This window comes from Mycolicibacter sinensis (genome assembly GCF_001667375.1).
In the GTDB taxonomy this organism is placed as follows: domain Bacteria; phylum Actinomycetota; class Actinomycetes; order Mycobacteriales; family Mycobacteriaceae; genus Mycobacterium; species Mycobacterium sinense_A.
On the sequence record NZ_LZIN01000038.1, the window covers coordinates 48428 to 67372 of the forward strand.

Genomic DNA, 18945 nt, shown 5'->3' on the forward strand with positions numbered 1-18945 from the left:
GATCAGCCATGCATTCCGCAGACGCTGCAGGCCTGGCGGCTTGGCTGTGCCCGACAACCCACCCGGCAACTTACCAAGGCCTGACAGCGGGCGGCCAGCTCACGCCGATCGAACCCCGGCAGCTGCAGGGACGCGACGTGCACCCGGGCAAGGGTGCGCCGTGCGGTGATCAAGCGCCGCATCGAGGCCACCAGGGTGTCGTCACCGACGAACGCGGGCAGGGTCGAGCGCGACCCGTCGGGGTGGTGGTAGCTGAGCCGCAGCGGCTGCACCGGCCGCGATGCGTCCACGGCGGCTTGGAACATCGCCGGGTAGTACCTGCCGTGGGTCCGCCCGCACCAGGTGGTGCCCTCCGGGAACGCCACGACGACGCGGCCTTGCCGCAACCTGGCCGTCACCGCTTCGACGACCGCCGGCAGCCCGCGCAGGCTGTGCCGGTCGATCGGGATGATCCGCAGCAGACGGGCCAGCGCCCCGACGCCGGGCCAGCCGATCAGGTCGGCGCGGGCCACGAACGTGCCCGGCGACACCGCGCCGACGACGAACACGTCCAGCCAAGAGGTGTGCGCACTGACCACCAGCATGCCGGGCAGGTTGCGCACCGGCCCGCCGGTCGTGGTCACCCGCACTCCGAAGCAGCGCAGCACCAGCCGGCAGCAGCCGCGCTGCAAGTGCACCCGGCCCGGTAGCGGCACGGCCAGCAGTGGCAGCACCGGTATCAACAGCAGCACCAAGGCCAGCCGGGCCGCCACCACCGCCGGGGACACCCGCTCGGCGGCGCCGTGCACGCACGCCGGCGTGCAGCATCCCCGCGGCGCCCAGGGGTGCACGACGGCCCGGGTCACGCTTCGGCGGTGCCGGCGGCTGCCGCAGCCATCGAGCGCAGCCGGCGCAGATACCGGGTGTCTGCCTCGCTTCGGCACAGCAGCGCCGGGAAGTCCGCCACCCCGAAGGTGGGGTCGTGGGCCGGTTCACCGCAGATCCGCGCCCCCAGCCGCAGATAGCCGCGCAGCAGCGGCGGCAGGACCCGGCGAGCCGGCGGAGTGATCTGGTCAAGGCTCTTGCCACCGAGCACCACCGGCCGATACGGCCTCACTCGGTGCTGGGAAGCGTGACGGCGCCGCACGAAGTCGCGGACGCCGCGGATCTGGCTGCCGGGCGCACCCTCGCCGGAAACGGGCACCGACACGCAGCCGGTGACGTAGGCGTACTCGTGGCGGTCCAGATAGGCCAGTATCCCGGCCCACATCAACAGCACGACGGCACCGTTGCGGTGCCCCGGGCGTACTACCGCCCGGCCCATCTCGACCAGCGACGGCCGCAGTGGATCGAGCGCGCCCACGTCGAATTCGCTTGCAATGTAAAGACCTCCGGCGGCGATGGCACCGGTCGGGGGCAGCATCCGGTAGCAGCCGACCAGCGCGCCGGAGGTGTCGTCGCGCACCAACAGGTGATCGCAGTAGTCGTCGAACCGGTCGGCGTCGCGGCCGTCGGCACTGTGCGGCAGCGCGAATCCCGGCTCGGCGCTGAAGACTTCGTAGCGCAGCCGCTGCGCGGCTTCAATCAGCGCAGGATCCGTCGATACCAGCAGCGAGTATCGCGGGGTGTAGTCGGTGGCGGGGTCGGGGGCGATGAGTACAGAACCAGTGCTCACACCCGGTACGGTCGCGCAATCATGCGGCGTAAAGGCAATCACCGCATGACAGGTCGGTGCACGCTCGGTGACGAATTCAAGCGGCGGCGCCGCCGCCGTCGGCGTGCAGTGTCGATCCGGTGATGAAGCTGGACCTCGGTGAGGCGAGGAAGAGCACCGCTTCGGCGATCTCGGCCGCGTGTGCGGTGCGGCCGAGCGGAAGCGCCCGGCCCAGTTCGTCGTTGACCTCTCCCCATTCGGCGACCACCCCCTCGGTGGCGGTGGGGCCGGGCGCGACGCTGTTCACCCGCACCCCATGCGGCCCGAATTCGGCGGCCCAGGTGCGGGTCAGCGATTCCAGCGCGGCCTTGGAGGCGCTGTAGCTCGACGCCCCCGGCACACCTTTGAAGGCGACCATGCTGGTGACGTTGACGATGCTGCCGTGTCCTCGCCGCATCATTCCCGGGGCCAGGGCGGCGACCAGAAAGTAGGCGCCGCGCACGTTGGTGTCGAACGTCGACTCGAAGGCCGTGACGTCCTGTTCGACGGTCAGCGCGCCCGGGAAGCTCGCGGCGTTGTTGACCACGATGTCGACCTCACCGCAGTGCCGGACAAGGGCTTTCACCGATTCGAGGTCGGACAGGTCGGCGGCCACGAACCGCACACCGGAACCGAGTTCGGCGACCGCCGCCGCGCCGCGCTGCGCCGAACGGCCGGTGATGATGACCGCGGCGCCGTGCTGCGCCAGCAGCCGCGCGGATTCGAGTCCGATGCCCGCGGTCCCGCCGGTCACCAGCGCGGTCTGGCCCGCGAGATCGTTCACTGGCTCGCCAGCCAGTCCACCAGCCGGGTCTGGGCCAGCGTAGCGTCGGCGCCGGTGACCAGCCCGGTGTCGCCGACCTTGGTGCCGAAATAGACCGCGGCCGGGTCGACGACGATCGGCAGGGACTCGCCCCGGTGCGCCAGCACCGCCCCGGCCAGCTCGGCGAAGGTCATCTTCTCCGGGCCGCCGACGTTGACGATCCCGTCGACCGGCGCCGCCTGGGCGGCGCGCGCCACCGCGGCGGCCACGTCCGCGCCGGCGATCGGCTGGATCAGGCCTTCGGGGACCCGCACCACCCCGTCGACGGTCAGCGATGCGGTGATCGCGTCGGCGAACTCGTGGAACTGGGTGGCGCGCACGATCGTGTACGGCAATCCGGATTCGGTGATGATCCGTTCCTGGGCGACCTTGGCCCGCATGTAGCCGCTGTCGGGCAGGGCGTCGCAGCCCACGATCGACAGCGCCACGTAGTGGCTGACATCGGCCTTGCGGGCCGCGGTCACCTGGTTGGTCGTCGAGCGGGTGAAGAAGTCCAACACCGGGTCGTCGTCAAAGTCCGGTGAGTTCACCACGTCGACCAGCACGTCGGCACCCGACAGCGCCTCGGCCAGGCCCTCGCCGGTGAGTACGTCCGCGCCGGTGTTGCGCGAGGCGGCCACCGGCTCGTGCCCGGCGGCGGCCAGCAGCGACACCACCTTCGTGCCGATCTGACCGCTGGCGCCCATCACGGTGATTTTCATGTCCTTCCGCCCTTCCGTCGGCCGACTGTCTCTGGTCCAGACTGGCACCGGCGAGCCGATGGGTGTACCCCGGAAAGTCCGTAGTCTCTCCGTCACCGCCACGGGGTGTCGCGCAGCTGGCGGCGCGAGCGAATGGCCAGCTTGGCGAACACCTTGCGCAGGTGCCATTCCACGGTGTGCGCGCTGATGAACAGCTGGGCGGCGATTTCGGTATTCGTCAGCCCCGCCCCGGCCAGTTCGGCGATCTGCTGCTCCTGAGCGGTCAACGCGTCCCCCGCGCCGGCCGGTCGCTTGCCGGCCTTCTGGCCGGTGGCCTGCAGTTCCCGGCGGCTGCGGTCGGCGAACGCCGCGGCGCCCATCCGGGTGAACGCCTCGTGCGCGGTCCGCAGCTGGGCACGCGCGTCGGTGCGGCGGTTCTCCCGGCGCAGCCATTCGCCGTACAGCAGGTGGGTGCGCGCGAGTTGTACGGCGATACGCGTGCGACCCAGTCGCTCGATCGCCTCGCGGTAGAGGCTTTCCGCGGTGTCGCCGCCGCTGAGCAGCGCCGCCGAGCGGGCGCGCACCCCGTGCGCCCAGTCGGTTCCGGCGGCCCGGGTTCGTTCGCCGAGCTGCTCCAGCGCGTCGGCGGCCACATCCTGCCGGTCGCTTCGGACGGCCGCCTCCACCAATTCCACCAGGTTCCACCCGTAGAGCCCCAGGTCCTCGTATTCACAGGCCCGCACCAGCAGCTCACACGCCGCCTGATAGTGGCCCAGCCCGTTGTGCAGCACCGCGCCGGCGTACCCCGCCAGCCCGGTCACCCGTCCCTCACCGCGAGCGACGCCGTCGCGCATGGCGGCGTCGAGCAGTCGGGTGCTCTCCGCTTCGTCACCGACCCAGGCCGCCAATGCCAACTCGTGATAGCGCAACGGTGCCTGGCCGGCGGCAGCCGAGAGGGCGCCGGCCTCGGCCAGCAATGCCTGCGCCGACGCGAACTCGCCGGACTGGATGTGCAGGCCGGCGCGGGTCGTCAGCGCCGTCGGCAGCATCGCCAGCGCACCGGTATCGGTCGCGACCCGCACCGCGTCGGTGGCGATCCGGTACCACGATTCGTCGTCCCACGCATCGTGCACGGCCGCTTCGTACCCGACCGGAAACGCCTGCCAGGACCAGGTTGCCGGGGTCAGCGCGGCGACGGCGGCACGCAACAGCGGCACGCCGGCAACGCTTCCCGCGCTGATTCGGGTGTTCAAGGCCCGCAACAACAGTTCGGCTGGTCGGCTCGGGTCCGCAGCCGAGCCGGCGGCCAGCGCGGCGGTGACGTGCGGGCGCACATCGGCCCCGAATTGCCGGCCGGCGTACATCGCGGCGCTGACCGCTTCCAACAGGGTCTCCTGCGCCATTGCGGCGTCCAGCGATTCCAAAGTGCTTGCGGCGCGAAAGAATTGGTGGACCGAATCCACCAGCGCCAGCGCATCACCGCTACCGCGGCCGCGGGTGAACGCCAGTTGCGCGCGCATGCGTGCCAGCCGCGCCCGCTGCAGCGTGTCCAACGGCGCCAGTTCGGCGGTGGCCAGCAGCTCACCGGCGGCGTCGAATTCAGCGGCGGCTCGCTTGGCTTCGGCGGCGTCGAGTGCGCGCGATCCGCGCCGGTGGGCATCGGGGGTCAGTTCGGTGGCACGGGCCAAAAACGCTGCGACGGCGGCGGTTCCGCCCCTGATCGCGGCTCTGCCGGCGGATTGTTCCAGCTCCGCGGCGACGGCTTCTTCGGGTTCGGCCGCCGCGTGCGCGCGATGCCAGGCCCGCCGGTCGGGATCGTGCGCCGGGTCGGTGGCCGCGGCCAACGCGCGGTGTGCGTCGCGGCGATCGTCGCCGGTCGCCGCGCGGTAGACCGCGGAGCGCACCAGCGGATGCCGGAATCGCACGTGTGCCGCCACCGCGACCAGCCCCGCCTCCTGCGCCGGTGTCAGCGCCGCCGCGGGCAGGCCCAGTTCCTCGGCGGCCCGCAGCAACAACGCCGCGTCACCCACCGGTTCGGCGGCGGCCACCAGCAGCAACCGCTGGGTATCGTCGGGCAGCGACCGGACCTGTTCGAGGAAGTGCTGTTCGATCTGGCCGACGACCGGTTGGACGTCGGGCCGGTAGTAGCCGCCGGCCAATTCGGCGGCGGACAGGCCTCGGGGCAACTCCAGCAGCGCCAGCGGATTACCGTGCGTTTCGGCGACGATCCGGTCCCGCACCTGAGCATCGATGCGCCCGGGCAACGCCGATTCCAGCAGCTCCCGGGCGTCGGCCTCGCCGAGCCCGCGCAACACCAGCCTGGGCAGGCCGGTGAGCGCGTCGACCCGCTCACGCAGCCCGAACACCAGCGCGACCGGTTCGGCCCGCAGGCGGCGGGCCACGAACCCCAGCGTCTGCGCCGTCACCCGGTCCAGCCACTGGGCATCGTCGACCAGACACAGCACTGGCCGCTCGCCGGCGGCCGCGGCAAGCAGGCCCAGCGCCGCGAGCCCGACCAGAAAGCGGTCCGGCGCCGGCCCCGACCGCAGCCCGAAGGCGATCTGCAGCGCCTCGCGTTGCGGTCCCGGAAGCGCGCCGGCGCACTCCATCAGCGGGGCGCACAGCTGCTGCAGGCCGGCGAAGGCCAATTCCATGTCGGACTCCACCCCGGCCGTTCCGATCACCCGGAACCCGGTCGCGCGCTCGGCGAGGTAACCCAGCAGCGCGGTTTTGCCGATGCCGGGCTCACCCCGCAGGACCAGCACCTGCCCGTGGCCGTCGCGGGCAGCGTCGATGAGGTCGCGCAGCTGTGCGCACTCGCCGTCACGCCCGGTGAGCACCTCAGACGAGAAATCCCCCGACACGCCGAGCGTGCGGGGGATTTGTCGTCTGCTCACGCAGAAGAAACTAACCCTTGCGGGTCTTGACCGCCTCTGTCAGCTGCGGGGCGACCTTGAACAGGTCGCCGACGATGCCGTAGTCGGCGATCTCGAAGATCGGCGCTTCCTCGTCCTTGTTGACCACCACGATGGTCTTGGACGTCTGCATTCCGGCCCGGTGCTGGATCGCGCCGGAGATCCCCAGCGCGATGTACAGCTGCGGCGAGACCGTCTTGCCGGTCTGGCCGATCTGGAACTGGCCCGGGTAGTAGCCCGAGTCCACCGCGGCACGCGAGGCGCCCACGGCCGCGCCGAGCGAGTCGGCCAGCTCCTCGACCACCGAGAAGCTCTCCGCGCTGCCGACGCCACGACCGCCGGCCACCACGATCGGGGCCTCGGTGAGTTCCGGACGGTCACCGGCCACCGCGGGCTCACGCGAGGTGATCTTGGTGGCGTTCTCGGCGGCGGCGGGCACCTCGACGGTGACCTGCTCGCCGGCACCGGCGGTCGGGGCCGGCTCCACGGCACCGGCCCGCACGGTGATCACCGGGGTGTCACCGGTGGGCTCGGCCTCGACGGTGTAGGCGCCACCGAAGATGGAGTGCACCACTTTGGCGCCTTCGGAGACCTCGACCACGTCGACCAGCAGACCGGACCCGATCCTGGCCGCCAGCCGGCCGGCGACCTCTTTGCCCTCGGCGCTGGCGGCGATCAGCACCGCGGCGGGGGTCGCCGATTCGGTCAGCGAGGCCAGCACGTCGACGGTCGGGGTGACCAGGTAGTTCTCCACCACGTCGGACTCGGCGACGTAGATCTTGGCGGCGCCGGCCTCCTTCAGCCCGTCGACCAACGGGGCGGCGGCGCCGGGGGCGCCGACGACGACGGCGGACGGTTCGCCGAGCGCACGCGCGGCGGTGATCAGTTCGGAGCTGACCTTCTTCAGCGCTCCTTCGGCGTGCTCGACGAGCACGAGTACTTCAGCCATGTTTGTTTTCCCTTGAGAGTCCGGTTGTCGCTAAATGAGCTTCTGGCCGACCAGGTAGTCGGCGATCTTGGTGCCGCCGTCGCCTTCGTCGGTCACCTTCTCGCCGGCGGTCTTCGGCGGCTTCGGCGTGGAAGCGGTCACCTTGGACCCGGCGTTGGCGACCCCGACCTCGTCGGCCTCGACCCCGATCTCGGCCAGGGTGAGCACGGTGACTTCCTTCTTCTTGGCGGCCATGATGCCCTTGAAGGACGGGAAGCGCGGCTCGTTGATCTTCTCGTTGACGCTCACCACCGCCGGCAGCGTGGCCTCCAGGGCGAACACGCCGTCGTCGGTCTCCCGCTCGCCGGTGACCTTGCCGTCCTCGACGGCCAGCTTGCGCAGGTGGGTCAGCTGCGGCAGGCCCAGGTACTCGGCGATGATCGCCGGAACCGCGCCGCCGACGCCGTCGGTGGACTCGTTGCCGGCGATGACCAGCTCGGTGCCCTCGATGGCGCCCAGGGCCCGGGCCAGCGCCCAGCCGGTCTGCACCACGTCAGAACCCTTCATGCCGTCGTCGAGCAGGTGCACCGCCTTGTCGGCCCCCATCGACAGCGCCTTGCGGATCGCCTCGGTGGCCCGCTCGGGGCCGGCGGTCAGCACGGTGACCGTGCCTTCGGCGCCTTCCCGCTCACGGATCAGCAGCGCCTCTTCGACGGCGCGCTCGTTGATCTCGTCGAGCACAGCGTCGGCGGCGTCACGGTCCAGCGTGAAGTCACTGTCATTGAGCTTGCGCTCCGACCAGGTGTCTGGGACCTGTTTGATCAGGACCACGATGTTCGTCATGAGTGTGGTTCGTCCTCCTCGAAGGGGTCCTGCGACGGCCGGCCACAGGACTTGGGTCACGATTCACGCAGCCGCACAACCATGTTACTGATGAGTAACTTGGAGCGGTTCGCGTGTACAGCGTAGCGGGTCGTGATAGGGCGACTGCGGGGTAGCCGGTTCGCGTAGCGCGGGGTTCGCGTTAGCCTGCCTATGCAATGAACTCCACTGACGGTCCCGACTCCCCTGCCGACACCACCCTGGTGCTGACCGGCGAGCGGACCATTCCCGGGCTCGACGTCGAGAACTACTGGTTCCGCCGCCACGAGGTCGTCTATGAACAGTTGGCGCCGCGCTGCGCCGGACTCGACGTACTGGAGGCCGGCTGCGGGGAGGGTTACGGCGCCGATCTGATCGCGCGCGCGGCCCGCCGGGTGATCGGCTTGGACTACGACGACGCCGCGGTGGCACATGTGCGAGCCCGCTATCCGCGGGTGGAGGCCATCCAAGGCAATCTCGCCGCGCTGCCGCTGCCCGACGTCGCGGTGGATGTCGTCGTCAATTTTCAGGTCATCGAGCACCTGTGGGACCAGGCGCAGTTCATCGCCGAGTGCGCCCGGGTGCTGCGTCCCGGCGGGCTGCTGATGATCTCCACCCCCAACCGGATCACCTTCTCCCCCGGCCGCGACACCCCGATCAACCCGTTCCACACCCGCGAGCTCAACGCCGCCGAGCTGACCGAGCTACTCGTCGACGGCGGCTTCGTCATGGAGGCGATGCTCGGGGTTTTTCATGGGCCGGCACTACGCGAGATGGACGCCCGGCACGGCGGCTCGATCATCGACGCCCAGATCGAACGGGCGGTCGCCGACGCGCCCTGGCCGGCCGAGCTGCTGGCCGACGTCGCCGCCGTCACCAGTGCAGATTTCGACATCCTCCACGCCACCGAACGCACCATCGACGACAGCTTGGATCTGGTGGCGATCGCGGTGCGGCCGTGAGCGAAAAACCCTCGGTGCCGGGCCTGTTCACCCTGGTGCTGCACACCCACCTACCGTGGCTGGCCCACCACGGCCGCTGGCCCGTCGGTGAGGAGTGGCTCTACCAATCCTGGTCGGCGGCCTACCTGCCGCTGATGCGGGTGCTGCGGACCCTGGCCGCCGAGGGCCGGCGCAACCTGCTCACCCTCGGGGTGACGCCCGTGGTCGCCGCCCAGCTCGACGACCCCTACTGCCTCGACGGCATGCACCACTGGCTGGCGAACTGGCAGCTGCGGGCCGCCCAGGCCACCACCTTGGCGGATCTGCGCGACTTCGGCCGGCACGAGAGCGCCGCGGCCGAGCAGGCCCTCGAGGACTTCGCGCTGCTGTGGCGCCACGGCGCCAGCCCGCTGCTGCGCGAGCTGGCCCAGGCCGGCACCGTCGAACTGCTCGGCGGCCCGCTGGCCCACCCGTTCCAGCCGCTGCTGGCGCCGCGGCTGCGGGAGTTCGCGCTGCGCGAGGGCCTGGCCGACGCCCGGGCGCGGCTGGCCCATACCCCCGCCGGGATCTGGGCGCCGGAGTGCGCCTATGCGCCCGGCATGGAGCAGGGCTACGCCGCCGCGGGGGTCTCGCACTTCATGGTCGACGGCCCGTCGCTGCACGGCGACACCGCGCTGGGCCGCCCGGTCGGTGCGACCGACGTGATCGCCTTCGGGCGCGACCTGCAGGTCAGCTACCGGGTGTGGTCGCCGAAGTCGGGCTATCCGGGCCACGACGCCTACCGGGACTTCCACACCTACGATCACCGCACCGGGTTGAAGCCGTCGCGGGTGACCGGCCGCAACGTCGACCCCGAGCACAAGGCGCCGTATGACCCGCAGCGCGCCGACGCCGCGATCGACGCCCACGTCGCCGATTTCGTCGAGGTGGTTCGCAACCGGTTGCGGGCCGAGTCCGAGCGGATCGGCCGCCCCGCCCATGTGATCGCCGCGTTCGACACCGAGCTGTTCGGCCATTGGTGGTACGAGGGGCCGACCTGGCTGGCCCGGGTGCTGCGGGCGCTGCCCGAGGCCGGGATTCGGGTCGGCACGCTCTCGGATGCGATCGGCGCCGGGTTCGTCGGCGATGCGGTCGAATTGCCGCCCGGGTCGTGGGGTTCGGGTAAGGACTGGCGGGTGTGGGCCGGGGAGAAGGTGGCCGACCTGGTGCAGCTGAACACCGAGGTGGTCGACACCGCGCTGGGCGCCGTGGACAAGGCCCTGGCGCAGACGGCGGGGCCGAGCGCCCGCGACCGGGTCGCCGACCAGATCCTGCGCGAGGCGCTGCTGACGGTGTCCAGCGACTGGCCGTTCATGGTGAGCAAGGACTCCGCCGCCGACTACGCCCGCTACCGGGCGCAGCTGCACGCCCACGCCACCCGGGAGATCGCCGATGCGCTGGCGTCGGGCCATCGCGACGTGGCCGAACGGCTGGCCGAGGGCTGGAATCGGGCCGACGGCCTGTTCGGTGCGCTGGATGCCCGTAGGCTGCCACGGTGACCCCCCGCCCCCTCCCGTTTCAGCGCGAGCGTGCGTGTCCCCGGCCCGACACGCCGCGAGACCACCGTTTTTGCGCACGCTCGCGAGCGGGAGGTACCCCCAGCTCGCGCCGCACTGCTCAGAACGGAACAGCCGCGTGAAGATTCTGATGGTGTCGTGGGAGTACCCACCGGTGGTGATCGGCGGCCTGGGCCGGCACGTGCATCACCTGTCCACCGCGCTGGCCGCCGCCGGTCACGATGTCGTCGTGCTGGCTCGCCGGCCATCGGGCACCGACCCGACCACCCACCCGCTGTCGGACGAGATCAGCGAGGGCGTACGGGTGGTGGCCGCGGCCCAGGACCCGCACGAGTTCTCCTTCGGCGACGACATGATGGCCTGGACCCTGGCAATGGGTCACTCCATGGTGCGTGCCGGGCTGTCGTTGAAAACCAATGGCGGCCAGACATTGTGGCGCCCCGACCTGGTGCACGCCCACGACTGGCTGGTGGCGCACCCGGCCATCGCACTGGCCGAATTCTACGATGTGCCTTTGGTTTCCACGATCCACGCCACCGAGGCCGGCCGGCACTCCGGCTGGGTGTCGGGCTCACTGAGCCGTCAGGTGCACGCGGTGGAGTCCTGGCTCGTTCGCGAATCCGACTCGCTGATCACCTGTTCGGCCTCCATGCGCGACGAGATCACCGACCTGTTCGGTCCCGGGCTGGCCGAAACCACCGTGATTCGCAACGGAATCGATGCCGCCCGTTGGCCGTTCGCCCGCCGCGGGCACCGCACCGGACCGCCAGAGCTGCTGTTCGTCGGGCGGCTCGAATACGAGAAGGGCGTCCACGACGCCATCGCAGCGCTGCCGCGGATCCGGCGGGCCCACCCGGGGACGACGCTGACCGTCGCCGGTGACGGCACCCAACAGGACTGGCTGGTCGAATGCGCCCGCAAGCGCCGGGTGCTCAAGGCCACCCGGTTCGTCGGGCGCCTGGACCATGAGGAACTGCTGGCGGCGTTGCACCGCGCGGATGCCGCCGTGCTGCCCAGCCACTACGAGCCGTTCGGGCTGGCCGCCTTGGAGGCCGCTGCGGCCGGAACCCCGCTGGTGGCATCGAACGTCGGCGGGCTGGGCGAGGCCGTGATCGACGGTGACACCGGTATGTCGTGTCCGCCGCGCGATGTGCCGGCCCTGGCCTCGGCGGTGTGCGCGGTGCTCGACGACCCGGCCGCGGCGCAACACCGCGCCGTGGCCGCCCGGGAGCGGCTCAGCGCCGACTTCGACTGGCACACCGTGGCCGACGAGACCGCGCAGGTCTACCTGGCCGCCAAGCGCCGCGAGCGCGAACCCCAGCCGCGCCGGCCGATCATCGAGCACGCGCTACCGGACCGGTAACGCCCGGTGTGGGACCGAATCGCCACCGTAGTCACGCACCGTCGGTCGTGGCTGGTGGCACTGGTGATCCTGGCCGCCTCCGCCGCGCTGATGGCATTGGGCGGCCACAACACCGACGCGACCACCTCACCCACGCTGCTGCCCGGGTCCTCGGAGTCCGCCGCGGTCGCCGCGGCGCAGCGCGAGTTCCCCGGGGGCGATCGCGCGACCGCGATCCTGGTCGTCACCCGCCACGACGGCTCAGCGTTGACGCAGGCCGATCTGGCAGCGGTCGAGCAGGCCCGCGATCGGATGCAGCAGGTGCCGCAGGCACTACCCGGCCTGCCGGCGCCGGCGCCGGTGTCCGCCGATGGCAAAGCGGCGATCGCCACCGCGCAGGTGAGCACCGCGCTGTCCGGATTCGAGCTTCGTGACGCGGTGCAGGCGCTGCGCGAGGCGGTCCGCGGCGGGTTGCCCGGCCCGCTGAGCGCGCACCTGACCGGCGGCCCCGCCTTCGGCGCGGATATCGCCGATGCCTTCTCCGGCGCCAACATCACCCTGCTGGCGGTGACCGCGCTGGTGGTCGCCCTGCTGTTGATCGTCACCTACCGCTCCCCGGTGCTGTGGCTGCTGCCGCTACTGGCCGTCGCGTTCGCCGACCGGGTCGCCACCGCGGTGGGCGGGGTGATCGCCAACGCCACCGGGGCCACCTTCGACGGCTCGACGTCCGGGATCACCAGCGTGCTGGTGTTCGGCGCCGGCACCAACTACGCACTGCTGCTGATCTCGCGCTACCGCGAGGAGCTGCGCCGTTCGCCGGAGCACCGCGGCGCACTGCGCGCCGCCGTCCGTGCCGCCGGCCCGGCGATCGTGGCCAGCAACGCCACAGTGGTGCTGGCGCTGCTGACCCTGATCGCCGCGAGCATTCCGAGCACCCGCAGCCTGGGGATCTGCGCGGCCAGTGGCCTGGTGGTGGCCGCGGTGTTCGTGCTGCTCGTGCTGCCCCCGCTGCTGGCGTTGTGCGGCCGAAACGTCTTCTGGCCGTTCATTCCCCGTGTTGGCGACGGCTCGGGGAACACCGGCTGGCGCCGGGTCGCCGATGCGGTGGGCCGCCGGCCGCTCCCGGTCTGCGTGATTGCGGTGCTGGTGCTGGCGCTGTTGGCGACCGGGCTGTTCGGCACCCGGATCGGCCTTTCCCAAACCGAGCAGTTCCGGGTCCGCGCCGACTCGGTGACCGGCTTCCAGACCCTGGCCGAACACTTTCCGGGCGGGGCATCCGACCCGACGGTCATCATCGGGTCCACTGCCCGCACGGCACAGCTGCGGGAGGCCATCACGGCGGTCCCCGGGGTGACGTCGGCGGTGCCCACCGGCGCGTCGCCGGCCGGCTCGACCCGGTGGTCGGTGGTGATCGACGCCGCGCCCTCGACCGGTGGCGCCTTCGACACGGTTACCGCACTGCGGGATTCGGTCCGCACCGTGGACTCCGGTGCGCTGGTGGGCGGTGCCGATGCCCAGGCGCTCGACATCCGCGACGCCGCAGACCGCGACCGCAAGGTGCTGATCCCGGCGATCCTCGCGGTGGTCCTGGTGGTGCTCTACGTACTGTTGCGGGCCGCGCTGGCCCCGCCGGTGCTGGTCGCTGCGACCGTGCTCAGTGCGATGGCCGCGCTCGGTCTGGGCGGCTGGGCCAGCATCCACCTGTTCGGTTTTCCCGCGCTCGACGACGGCACACCGCTGTACGCGTTCCTGTTCCTGGTCGCGCTCGGGGTGGACTACACCATCTTCCTGGTGACGCGTGCCCGCGAGGAGAGCGGCGAACACGGCACCCGCGCCGGCATGGTGGCCGCGGTCGCCGCCACCGGCGGCGTGATCACCAGCGCGGGAATCGTTCTGGCGGCGGTGTTCTGCGTGCTCGGGGTATTACCGCTGATCGTGCTGACCCAGTTGGGCATCATTGTCGGGGTCGGGATCCTGCTGGACACCTTCGTGGTTCGCACCCTGGTCATTCCGGCGTTGTTCACCCTGATCGGCGACCGGATCTGGTGGCCGTCCAGACCCGCGGCGTCTACAGCGCCCCCAGATACCGCACCCGGTCCGCGATAACCCGTTGCGACACATCGGTATCGGGTGCCAGCAGATCGAACGCGTGCGGGCAGCCGGGGTACAGGTGCAGCTCGACGGGAACTCCGGCGGCCAGTAGCCGGTGCGCGAAAATGACGTCTTCTTCGGCGAAGATGTCCAGCCCGCCGACGTCGAGATAGGCCGGCGGCAGACCGGTCAGGTCATCGGCGCGAGCCGGCGCGGCATAGCCGTCGGCGGCCCCACCGGCCAGCAGCGCACCCCAGCCGGTGGCGTTGTCGTCATGGCTCCAGGTGAGCACGGCGCTCGCGGCGCCGGCGCCATCACACGTCCGGTCGTCGAGCATCGGGTAGATCAACAGCTGGGCCGCGATCGCCGGCCCGCCCCGGTCCCGGGCCAGCAGGCTCACACCGGCGGCCAGTCCCCCACCGGCGCTGTCGCCCATCACGGCCAGCCGGGAGGCGTCGACGCCCAACTCGGCGGCGTGATCGGCCAGCCAGCACAGCGCCGCATAGCAGTCCTGAAGTGGAACCGGATGCGGGAACTCCGGGGCGACCCGGTAGTCGACGACCAGCATCGGCACCCCGGATGCGACGACGTAGCCGCGCACCGCCGCGTCGTAGAGCGCACCCAGGCGTGCCCAGTCCAGGATCATCCCGCCGCCATGCAGATACAGTGCGGCGCTGCCGGGTTGGACAGCGCCCGAGCGCCGGTACCAGCGCAACCCGATCGTGCTGCCGTCGTCGGATTCCACCGAAAACGACCGCACCTCAACGCCGGTTATCGGCGGCCGAGACGCCAACACCCGGTTGAACAGGTGGCCCGCATTGCGGCGGCGGGTGACGACATCGCCGACCGCGGGCGGCGGCACCTGCTCGCCGCCGCCGTCGCGCATCGCCAGCAACGCCGCGAGCACCTGGGGGTCGGGCGGTCCGGCCATCAGCGCTCCGTCTCACTCGGTGGATCGTGTCGTCGGCTACGGTAGCGCCGGAGGAGGTGACCGGTCCGTCCCATGCCACTATTGAGCGCCCTGCGCCTGAACATGACCAATGTCCCCGGCGCCGAGCATGCCGAGCGTTACCGGACGGCGCTGGAGATGGCGTCCTACGCCGACGCCCACGGGGTGACCGCGATCGGTTGCGAAGAGCATCACCTCGCGGCCACCGGATGGTTACCGGCCCCGCTGCTGATGGCCGCTGCCGTCGCCGGGTGCACGACGACCATCCGGATCAGCGTGGGCGCGCTGCTGGTGCCGCTCTACGATCCGATCCGGCTGGCCGAGGACATCGCGGTGCTGGATCAGCTATCCGCCGGGCGAGTCAGCTTCGTGGCCGGAATCGGTTACCGCCCAACGGAATACCAGGCCGTCGGCAAGGATTTCCGGCGGCGCGGCCGGCTGATGGACGAATGCCTGACGGTGCTGCTGCAAGCTTGGGGCGAGGAACCGTTCGAACTCCACGGCCAGCTGGTCGACGTGACACCCAAGCCGTACACCAAGCCGCATCCGATGCTGCTCATCGGCGGCATGAGCGTCGCGGCGGCCCGGCGCGCAGCCCGGTTCGGCCTGCCGTTCTCGCCGCCGATGCCGATGCCCGACCTCGAAGCGGTCTATCTGGCCGAACTCGCCCGCAACGACAAGCAGGGGTTCGTGTTCAGCCCCGAAAACGGCAACACCGTCACGCATCTGAGCGCCGACCCGGACAAGGCCTGGGACCGCTGCGGCGACTACTTCCTCAACGAGGCACGCGAATACGCCTCCTGGGCGGTGCCGCAAGTGCCGCGCCCCAACGAAACCCCGGTGGGCACCGTCGCGGAGCTACGCCGGGCCGGCACGGTGGAGGTACTGACGCCAACGGAGCTGATCGCGCAGTGCCGCGCCGGCCGGACCGGGGTGACCCTGCATCCGCTGATCGGCGGCCTACCGCTCGACGACGGCTGGGAGAGCCTGCGGCTGCTGGCCGAACAGGTGCTGCCGGAACTCTGAGGCCTCACGCCTGGACCGCAGCGGTTCCGACCATGCGATCGGCGCCCCAGCTGCGCTGGAGATAGCCCAGCACCCGGTCTAATTCGGTCTGGGTGACCGCGGCCCGCTCGCCCGGTTCCAGCGGATCGAAGTGGAAGATGTAGAGCCGCGACGCGAACTGCTCGAACGGCAGCGACGCCTCGCCGAAGCGTTCACCGTGCCCGGCGGTGCTGACCACCACACCGTCACCCCAATCCTGCCCACTGTCGTTGTTGGGGTTGTAGAAGTACACCCGCATGGCCCCCTCGGGGTCCAGGCCCACCCGCAGCACGGTGATCGCATGCCAGCCGACGAAGCGGGCGGCGCTGTCGGTCACGGCGATGCCGGCCGGCTGCGGGTGGATCAGCGGCTGATTGCCGTTGTAGAACGGGTGGTAGGCGGCGTAGAAGTGCCGCAAAAACCCTTCGAGCTCAACCAGATTGCCGGTCGCGACGTCGACGTTGATGCGGAAGCCTCGCCCGGACCACCAGCCGTGGAACTCCGGATTGACCCACCGGTGCGGGTCGCCGTCGCGGCCGACGCACCGCCGGAACATCTCGGCGTAGATGCGGTCCAGATGCGGCACCACCAGCAACGAGACCGGATCGAGGTCGACGGGAAGGTGGGTGGCCACCCCGCCCCCGCTGTCCTTCGACGAGATCGGCTGACCCTCGAAGTGCATGACGATCTCGTCGTCGCGGGCCGCCCAGGCGATCGTCTGCAGCAGGTAGTCGGGATCGTTGTAGGACCACATCGACAGTGCACGCGCTGCTTGGCAGGTCGGGTTGTCACCCTGCCCGACCCCGAGCGGCAGCCCGAGCATCGACAGCGTCCCCGCCAGCAGCCAGGTGTGCGGATCCTGCACCGTTCCGAACACCTGGGTGAGCCGCTTCCGGGACGCCTTGGAGACCGGCAGCGCCAATTGACGCCACAGCGACGGCGCCACCGGCGGCTGGTAGAGGATGCCGCGCTCCAGCAGCAACGCCAGCCCGTAGATGCACTGGGCCGTCTCGACGTGCACCGCCCCCGAGATCAGGCTGTGCACTAGATCGTGGAAGCAGAGCAGGCTGTCGCGCCCGGTGCTGGACAGGCCCAGCGCCTCGCCGAGCAGATAGTCGTTCTTTTCCAGCAGGAACCGCAGCAGCACTGCGTGATACGGCGACACCAGCCCGGTGTCATGCATCGACCGCGCGAAGCCGGCCGCCTCGTACTGCAGGGTCGGCTCGTCCATCGATTCCAGCCGGCTGCGATACACCTGGACCCCGGGATCTTCCCGGCAGCCGTCGGTGGTGCCGTACAGGCTGGTGATCAACCGATCGGTGCCCACCGCGCCGCTGCCCAGATCGATGCTGGGATCACTGCGCACGATCGAGATCTGGGTGATCATCGCCTTGATCTGGTCGACCTGGATGGGCCGCTGACGCAGAATCCGCCAGATCTCCTCGACCAGCCGGTCCAGAACGCCGTCGTAACCGATCTCCTCGACCAGGTACCCGAACAGGTCGCGGGTCAGCCGCGCCATCCGGCCCTGCAGTTCGCGCTCCGCCTCGGTCGGCGGGGCCAACAGCAGCGACAGGTTGATCGCCAGCACCTGCGACAGATGGTGCCGCGCCTGCTCCGCGGTGATCAGCGGATGGCTGTACTCGCCGTTGGCCACCGCGAGCAGACGCAGTTCGTTGACCGCCTCCAGCACCACGGTGTCAGGATTGGCACTGCGCAACGTACCGGTGGTCAGCACCGGCAGCAGGGTGCGCGGCGATGCCCAGTCCGTCCCCTGGAACAGCCCGGCCTCTTCCAGCGCCGCGCTGCGGGCCCGTACCGCCGCACAGCCACCCGGCTGCAGCAACACCAGCCGCAGCCCGTCCAGAACACGGCGCAGCCGGTCCGCTTTGCCCAGTGGTCCGGCCTCCGCCAACGCCCCGGTCGCGTCGTCGAGCCTGCTCAGCCGACTTTCCAGGGTCGCTAGGTCACCGTTTGTCTGGCTCTCCGGTGAATTCCCATTCACAACGGGTTCCTCACGTGCATGCCGCCTCAGAGGTAGAAGTCAAGCTCTTCTTGCCGCTTGAGCAACTGCCGCATCTCATACGGATCCTCACCGAAGAAGTAGACCAGACCCCAGTGGGTGCCGAAAGCGGTGCGCTTGGTGACGGTCTCTTCGAGCGGTGCGGTGAGTTCGTGCGATTCGAAGTATTGGTGGTCCTCGGTCTCCTCGGGGATGGCAAGCGTGCTGACCACCCGCCGGCGCGGATACACCCCGAAACAGCCGGCGTGTCCCTTGGCGTCGACGACCTCGCGCGGGAAGAACTGCTGCAGTTCCTCCTCGGTGGTCTTGGGGTCGAACGCCAGCACCAGCGCCTGGTAGCCGTTGAAACCATAGACGCGCTCCAACAGTTCGAAGACCTTGAAACCCGGCGGCCGGTAGGCGACCTCACCGAAGTACATCTCTCCGTCGCTGGTCACGAAGTACTCGGGGTGGACGAAGCCGAAATCGATGTCGAACGCCTTGATCAGCTTCTCGATCTGAGCGGCGATCTGCGGCCGGTAGCGTTCCAATTCCGGCGACGCCGGTACGAATACCGAATAGCCGAGGGTGACGTACTCGGAAATGTTGAGAAACCGGATCTTCCCGTTGTGCACCCACGCCTCGACGGCGAATTCCCAGCCGTCGAGATGTGATTCCATCAATGCCGGGAATTCTTCGTCGGGAATCGAGTCGATGTCATCGGGAGCCCGGATCACCCGGTGGCCGAGGCAGCCGGCCTTGTCGAAGGCCTTGAAATGGATGGGGTCGTTGGGGTCGCCGTCGAGTTTCAACAACGTCTGGTTGACCCGTTTGAGGAACCGGATGACGTCGTCGCGGTCGTGCGCCTCCTCGAAGATGCCGACCCGAATTCCGCCCAGCTGAGCACGCCGCTTCATCAGCGATTTGTCGCGTAGCAGCATCGCTTGACCGAGCAGCCGCGGGTTGTCCAGCAGGACGGAGTTGATCGCGCCCGCCCATTCCACGGTCTCCTCGAAGAGTGGGATCGCGACGTCGACGCCGCGCTCCTTGAGTGTTTCGGCGATCTCCATCGACCGCTCGTTCAGGCGCTCGAAGTTCCAGGCGATGTAGGGAATATCGTGCTGCTGACAGTATTCTTCGG

15 protein-coding genes are annotated in these 18945 nt (G+C 70.2%); 5 read left to right on the plus strand and 10 right to left on the minus strand.

The features are described from left to right. Nucleotides 1-2 precede the first annotated feature (2 nt). The 7 genes from A5771_RS07900 to A5771_RS07930 all read right to left on the minus strand — a co-directional run bounded on the left by A5771_RS07900 (nt 3) and on the right by A5771_RS07930 (nt 7861). Entirely contained in the window at nt 3-845 is an 843-nt protein-coding gene (locus tag A5771_RS07900; RefSeq protein WP_082947114.1) for a lysophospholipid acyltransferase family protein, read from the minus strand. Beyond that, nucleotides 842-1654: a GNAT family N-acetyltransferase gene (locus tag A5771_RS07905; RefSeq protein WP_064854661.1), complete on the minus strand. Its 813-nt coding sequence runs from the start codon at nt 1652-1654 to the stop codon at nt 842-844. Before A5771_RS07905 ends, A5771_RS07900 begins: the two co-directional genes overlap by 4 nt. Nucleotides 1655-1730: 76 nt before the next feature. Beyond that, nucleotides 1731-2456 carry an SDR family NAD(P)-dependent oxidoreductase gene (locus A5771_RS07910; protein WP_064854662.1) on the minus strand — a complete coding sequence of 242 codons (726 nt, stop codon included), beginning with the start codon at nt 2454-2456 and terminating at the stop codon, nt 1731-1733. Continuing rightward, nucleotides 2453-3196, minus strand: a complete 744-nt coding sequence (locus A5771_RS07915; RefSeq protein ID WP_064854663.1) for an SDR family oxidoreductase — start codon at nt 3194-3196, stop codon at nt 2453-2455. Before A5771_RS07915 ends, A5771_RS07910 begins: the two co-directional genes overlap by 4 nt. A gap of 92 nt (nt 3197-3288) precedes the next feature. After that, on the minus strand, nt 3289-6015 hold the full coding sequence (locus A5771_RS07920; RefSeq protein ID WP_267887463.1) for an ATP-binding protein: 2727 nt from the start codon (nt 6013-6015) through the stop codon (nt 3289-3291). 67 nt (nt 6016-6082) lie between these two features. After that, a complete protein-coding gene (locus tag A5771_RS07925) occupies nt 6083-7039 on the minus strand; it encodes an electron transfer flavoprotein subunit alpha/FixB family protein (RefSeq protein WP_064854664.1) in 957 nt (318 codons plus the stop codon). A 30-nt stretch (nt 7040-7069) separates the two neighbouring features. Continuing rightward, nucleotides 7070-7861 (minus strand): electron transfer flavoprotein subunit beta/FixA family protein, encoded by a 792-nt coding sequence (locus A5771_RS07930; RefSeq protein WP_064854665.1) that lies wholly within the window; start codon nt 7859-7861, stop codon nt 7070-7072. Between the two features lie 197 nt (nt 7862-8058). On the opposite strand from A5771_RS07930, the gene A5771_RS07935 reads away from it, so the two are divergent. The 4 genes from A5771_RS07935 (at nt 8059) to A5771_RS07950 (ending at nt 13824) form a co-directional block, all read left to right on the plus strand. Further along, entirely contained in the window at nt 8059-8841 is a 783-nt protein-coding gene (locus A5771_RS07935; protein WP_064854666.1) for a class I SAM-dependent methyltransferase, read from the plus strand. After that, complete coding sequence (locus tag A5771_RS07940; protein ID WP_064854667.1) at nt 8838-10358, plus strand: 1,4-alpha-glucan branching protein domain-containing protein; 1521 nt, start codon at nt 8838-8840, stop codon at nt 10356-10358. Before A5771_RS07935 ends, A5771_RS07940 begins: the two co-directional genes overlap by 4 nt. Nucleotides 10359-10494: 136 nt before the next feature. Continuing rightward, nucleotides 10495-11739, plus strand: a complete 1245-nt coding sequence (locus tag A5771_RS07945) for a glycosyltransferase family 4 protein (protein WP_064854668.1) — start codon at nt 10495-10497, stop codon at nt 11737-11739. Between the two features lie 6 nt (nt 11740-11745). Continuing rightward, nucleotides 11746-13824, plus strand: a complete 2079-nt coding sequence (locus tag A5771_RS07950; RefSeq protein WP_064854669.1) for an MMPL family transporter — start codon at nt 11746-11748, stop codon at nt 13822-13824. Here A5771_RS07950 and A5771_RS07955 read toward each other — a convergent pair. Next, complete coding sequence (locus tag A5771_RS07955) at nt 13787-14740, minus strand: alpha/beta hydrolase (RefSeq protein ID WP_064854670.1); 954 nt, start codon at nt 14738-14740, stop codon at nt 13787-13789. The two genes, A5771_RS07950 and A5771_RS07955, sit on opposite strands and share 38 nt — an antisense overlap. A 72-nt stretch (nt 14741-14812) precedes the next feature. Here A5771_RS07955 and A5771_RS07960 point away from each other — a divergent pair, with 72 nt between their 5' ends. Continuing rightward, nucleotides 14813-15784 carry an LLM class flavin-dependent oxidoreductase gene (locus tag A5771_RS07960; RefSeq protein WP_064854671.1) on the plus strand — a complete coding sequence of 324 codons (972 nt, stop codon included), beginning with the start codon at nt 14813-14815 and terminating at the stop codon, nt 15782-15784. Between the two features lie 4 nt (nt 15785-15788). On the opposite strand, the gene A5771_RS07965 is transcribed toward A5771_RS07960, so the two are convergent. Then, the gene (locus tag A5771_RS07965; RefSeq protein WP_234782995.1) at nt 15789-17807 is read right to left on the minus strand and encodes a hypothetical protein; all 2019 of its coding nucleotides are present in this window, start codon (nt 17805-17807) and stop codon (nt 15789-15791) included. A 26-nt stretch (nt 17808-17833) separates the two neighbouring features. Continuing rightward, entirely contained in the window at nt 17834-18874 is a 1041-nt protein-coding gene (locus A5771_RS07970) for an ATP-grasp domain-containing protein (RefSeq protein ID WP_234782999.1), read from the minus strand. Between the last annotated feature and the right edge of the window lie 71 nt (nt 18875-18945).

Excerpts from the sequence above, each read along its gene's own strand:
- A5771_RS07915 (WP_064854663.1), bottom strand. The coding sequence starts at position 3,196 with ATGAAAATCACCGTGATGGGCGCCAGCGGTCAGATCGGCACGAAGGTG.
- A5771_RS07925 (WP_064854664.1), bottom strand. The coding sequence starts at position 7,039 with ATGGCTGAAGTACTCGTGCTCGTCGAGCACGCCGAAGGAGCGCTGAAG.
- A5771_RS07930 (WP_064854665.1), bottom strand. The coding sequence starts at position 7,861 with ATGACGAACATCGTGGTCCTGATCAAACAGGTCCCAGACACCTGGTCG.
- A5771_RS07935 (WP_064854666.1), top strand. The coding sequence starts at position 8,059 with ATGAACTCCACTGACGGTCCCGACTCCCCTGCCGACACCACCCTGGTG.
- A5771_RS07955 (WP_064854670.1), bottom strand. The coding sequence starts at position 14,740 with ATGGCCGGACCGCCCGACCCCCAGGTGCTCGCGGCGTTGCTGGCGATG.
- A5771_RS07960 (WP_064854671.1), top strand. The coding sequence starts at position 14,813 with ATGCCACTATTGAGCGCCCTGCGCCTGAACATGACCAATGTCCCCGGC.
- A5771_RS07970 (WP_234782999.1), bottom strand. The coding sequence starts at position 18,874 with ATGGAGATCGCCGAAACACTCAAGGAGCGCGGCGTCGACGTCGCGATC.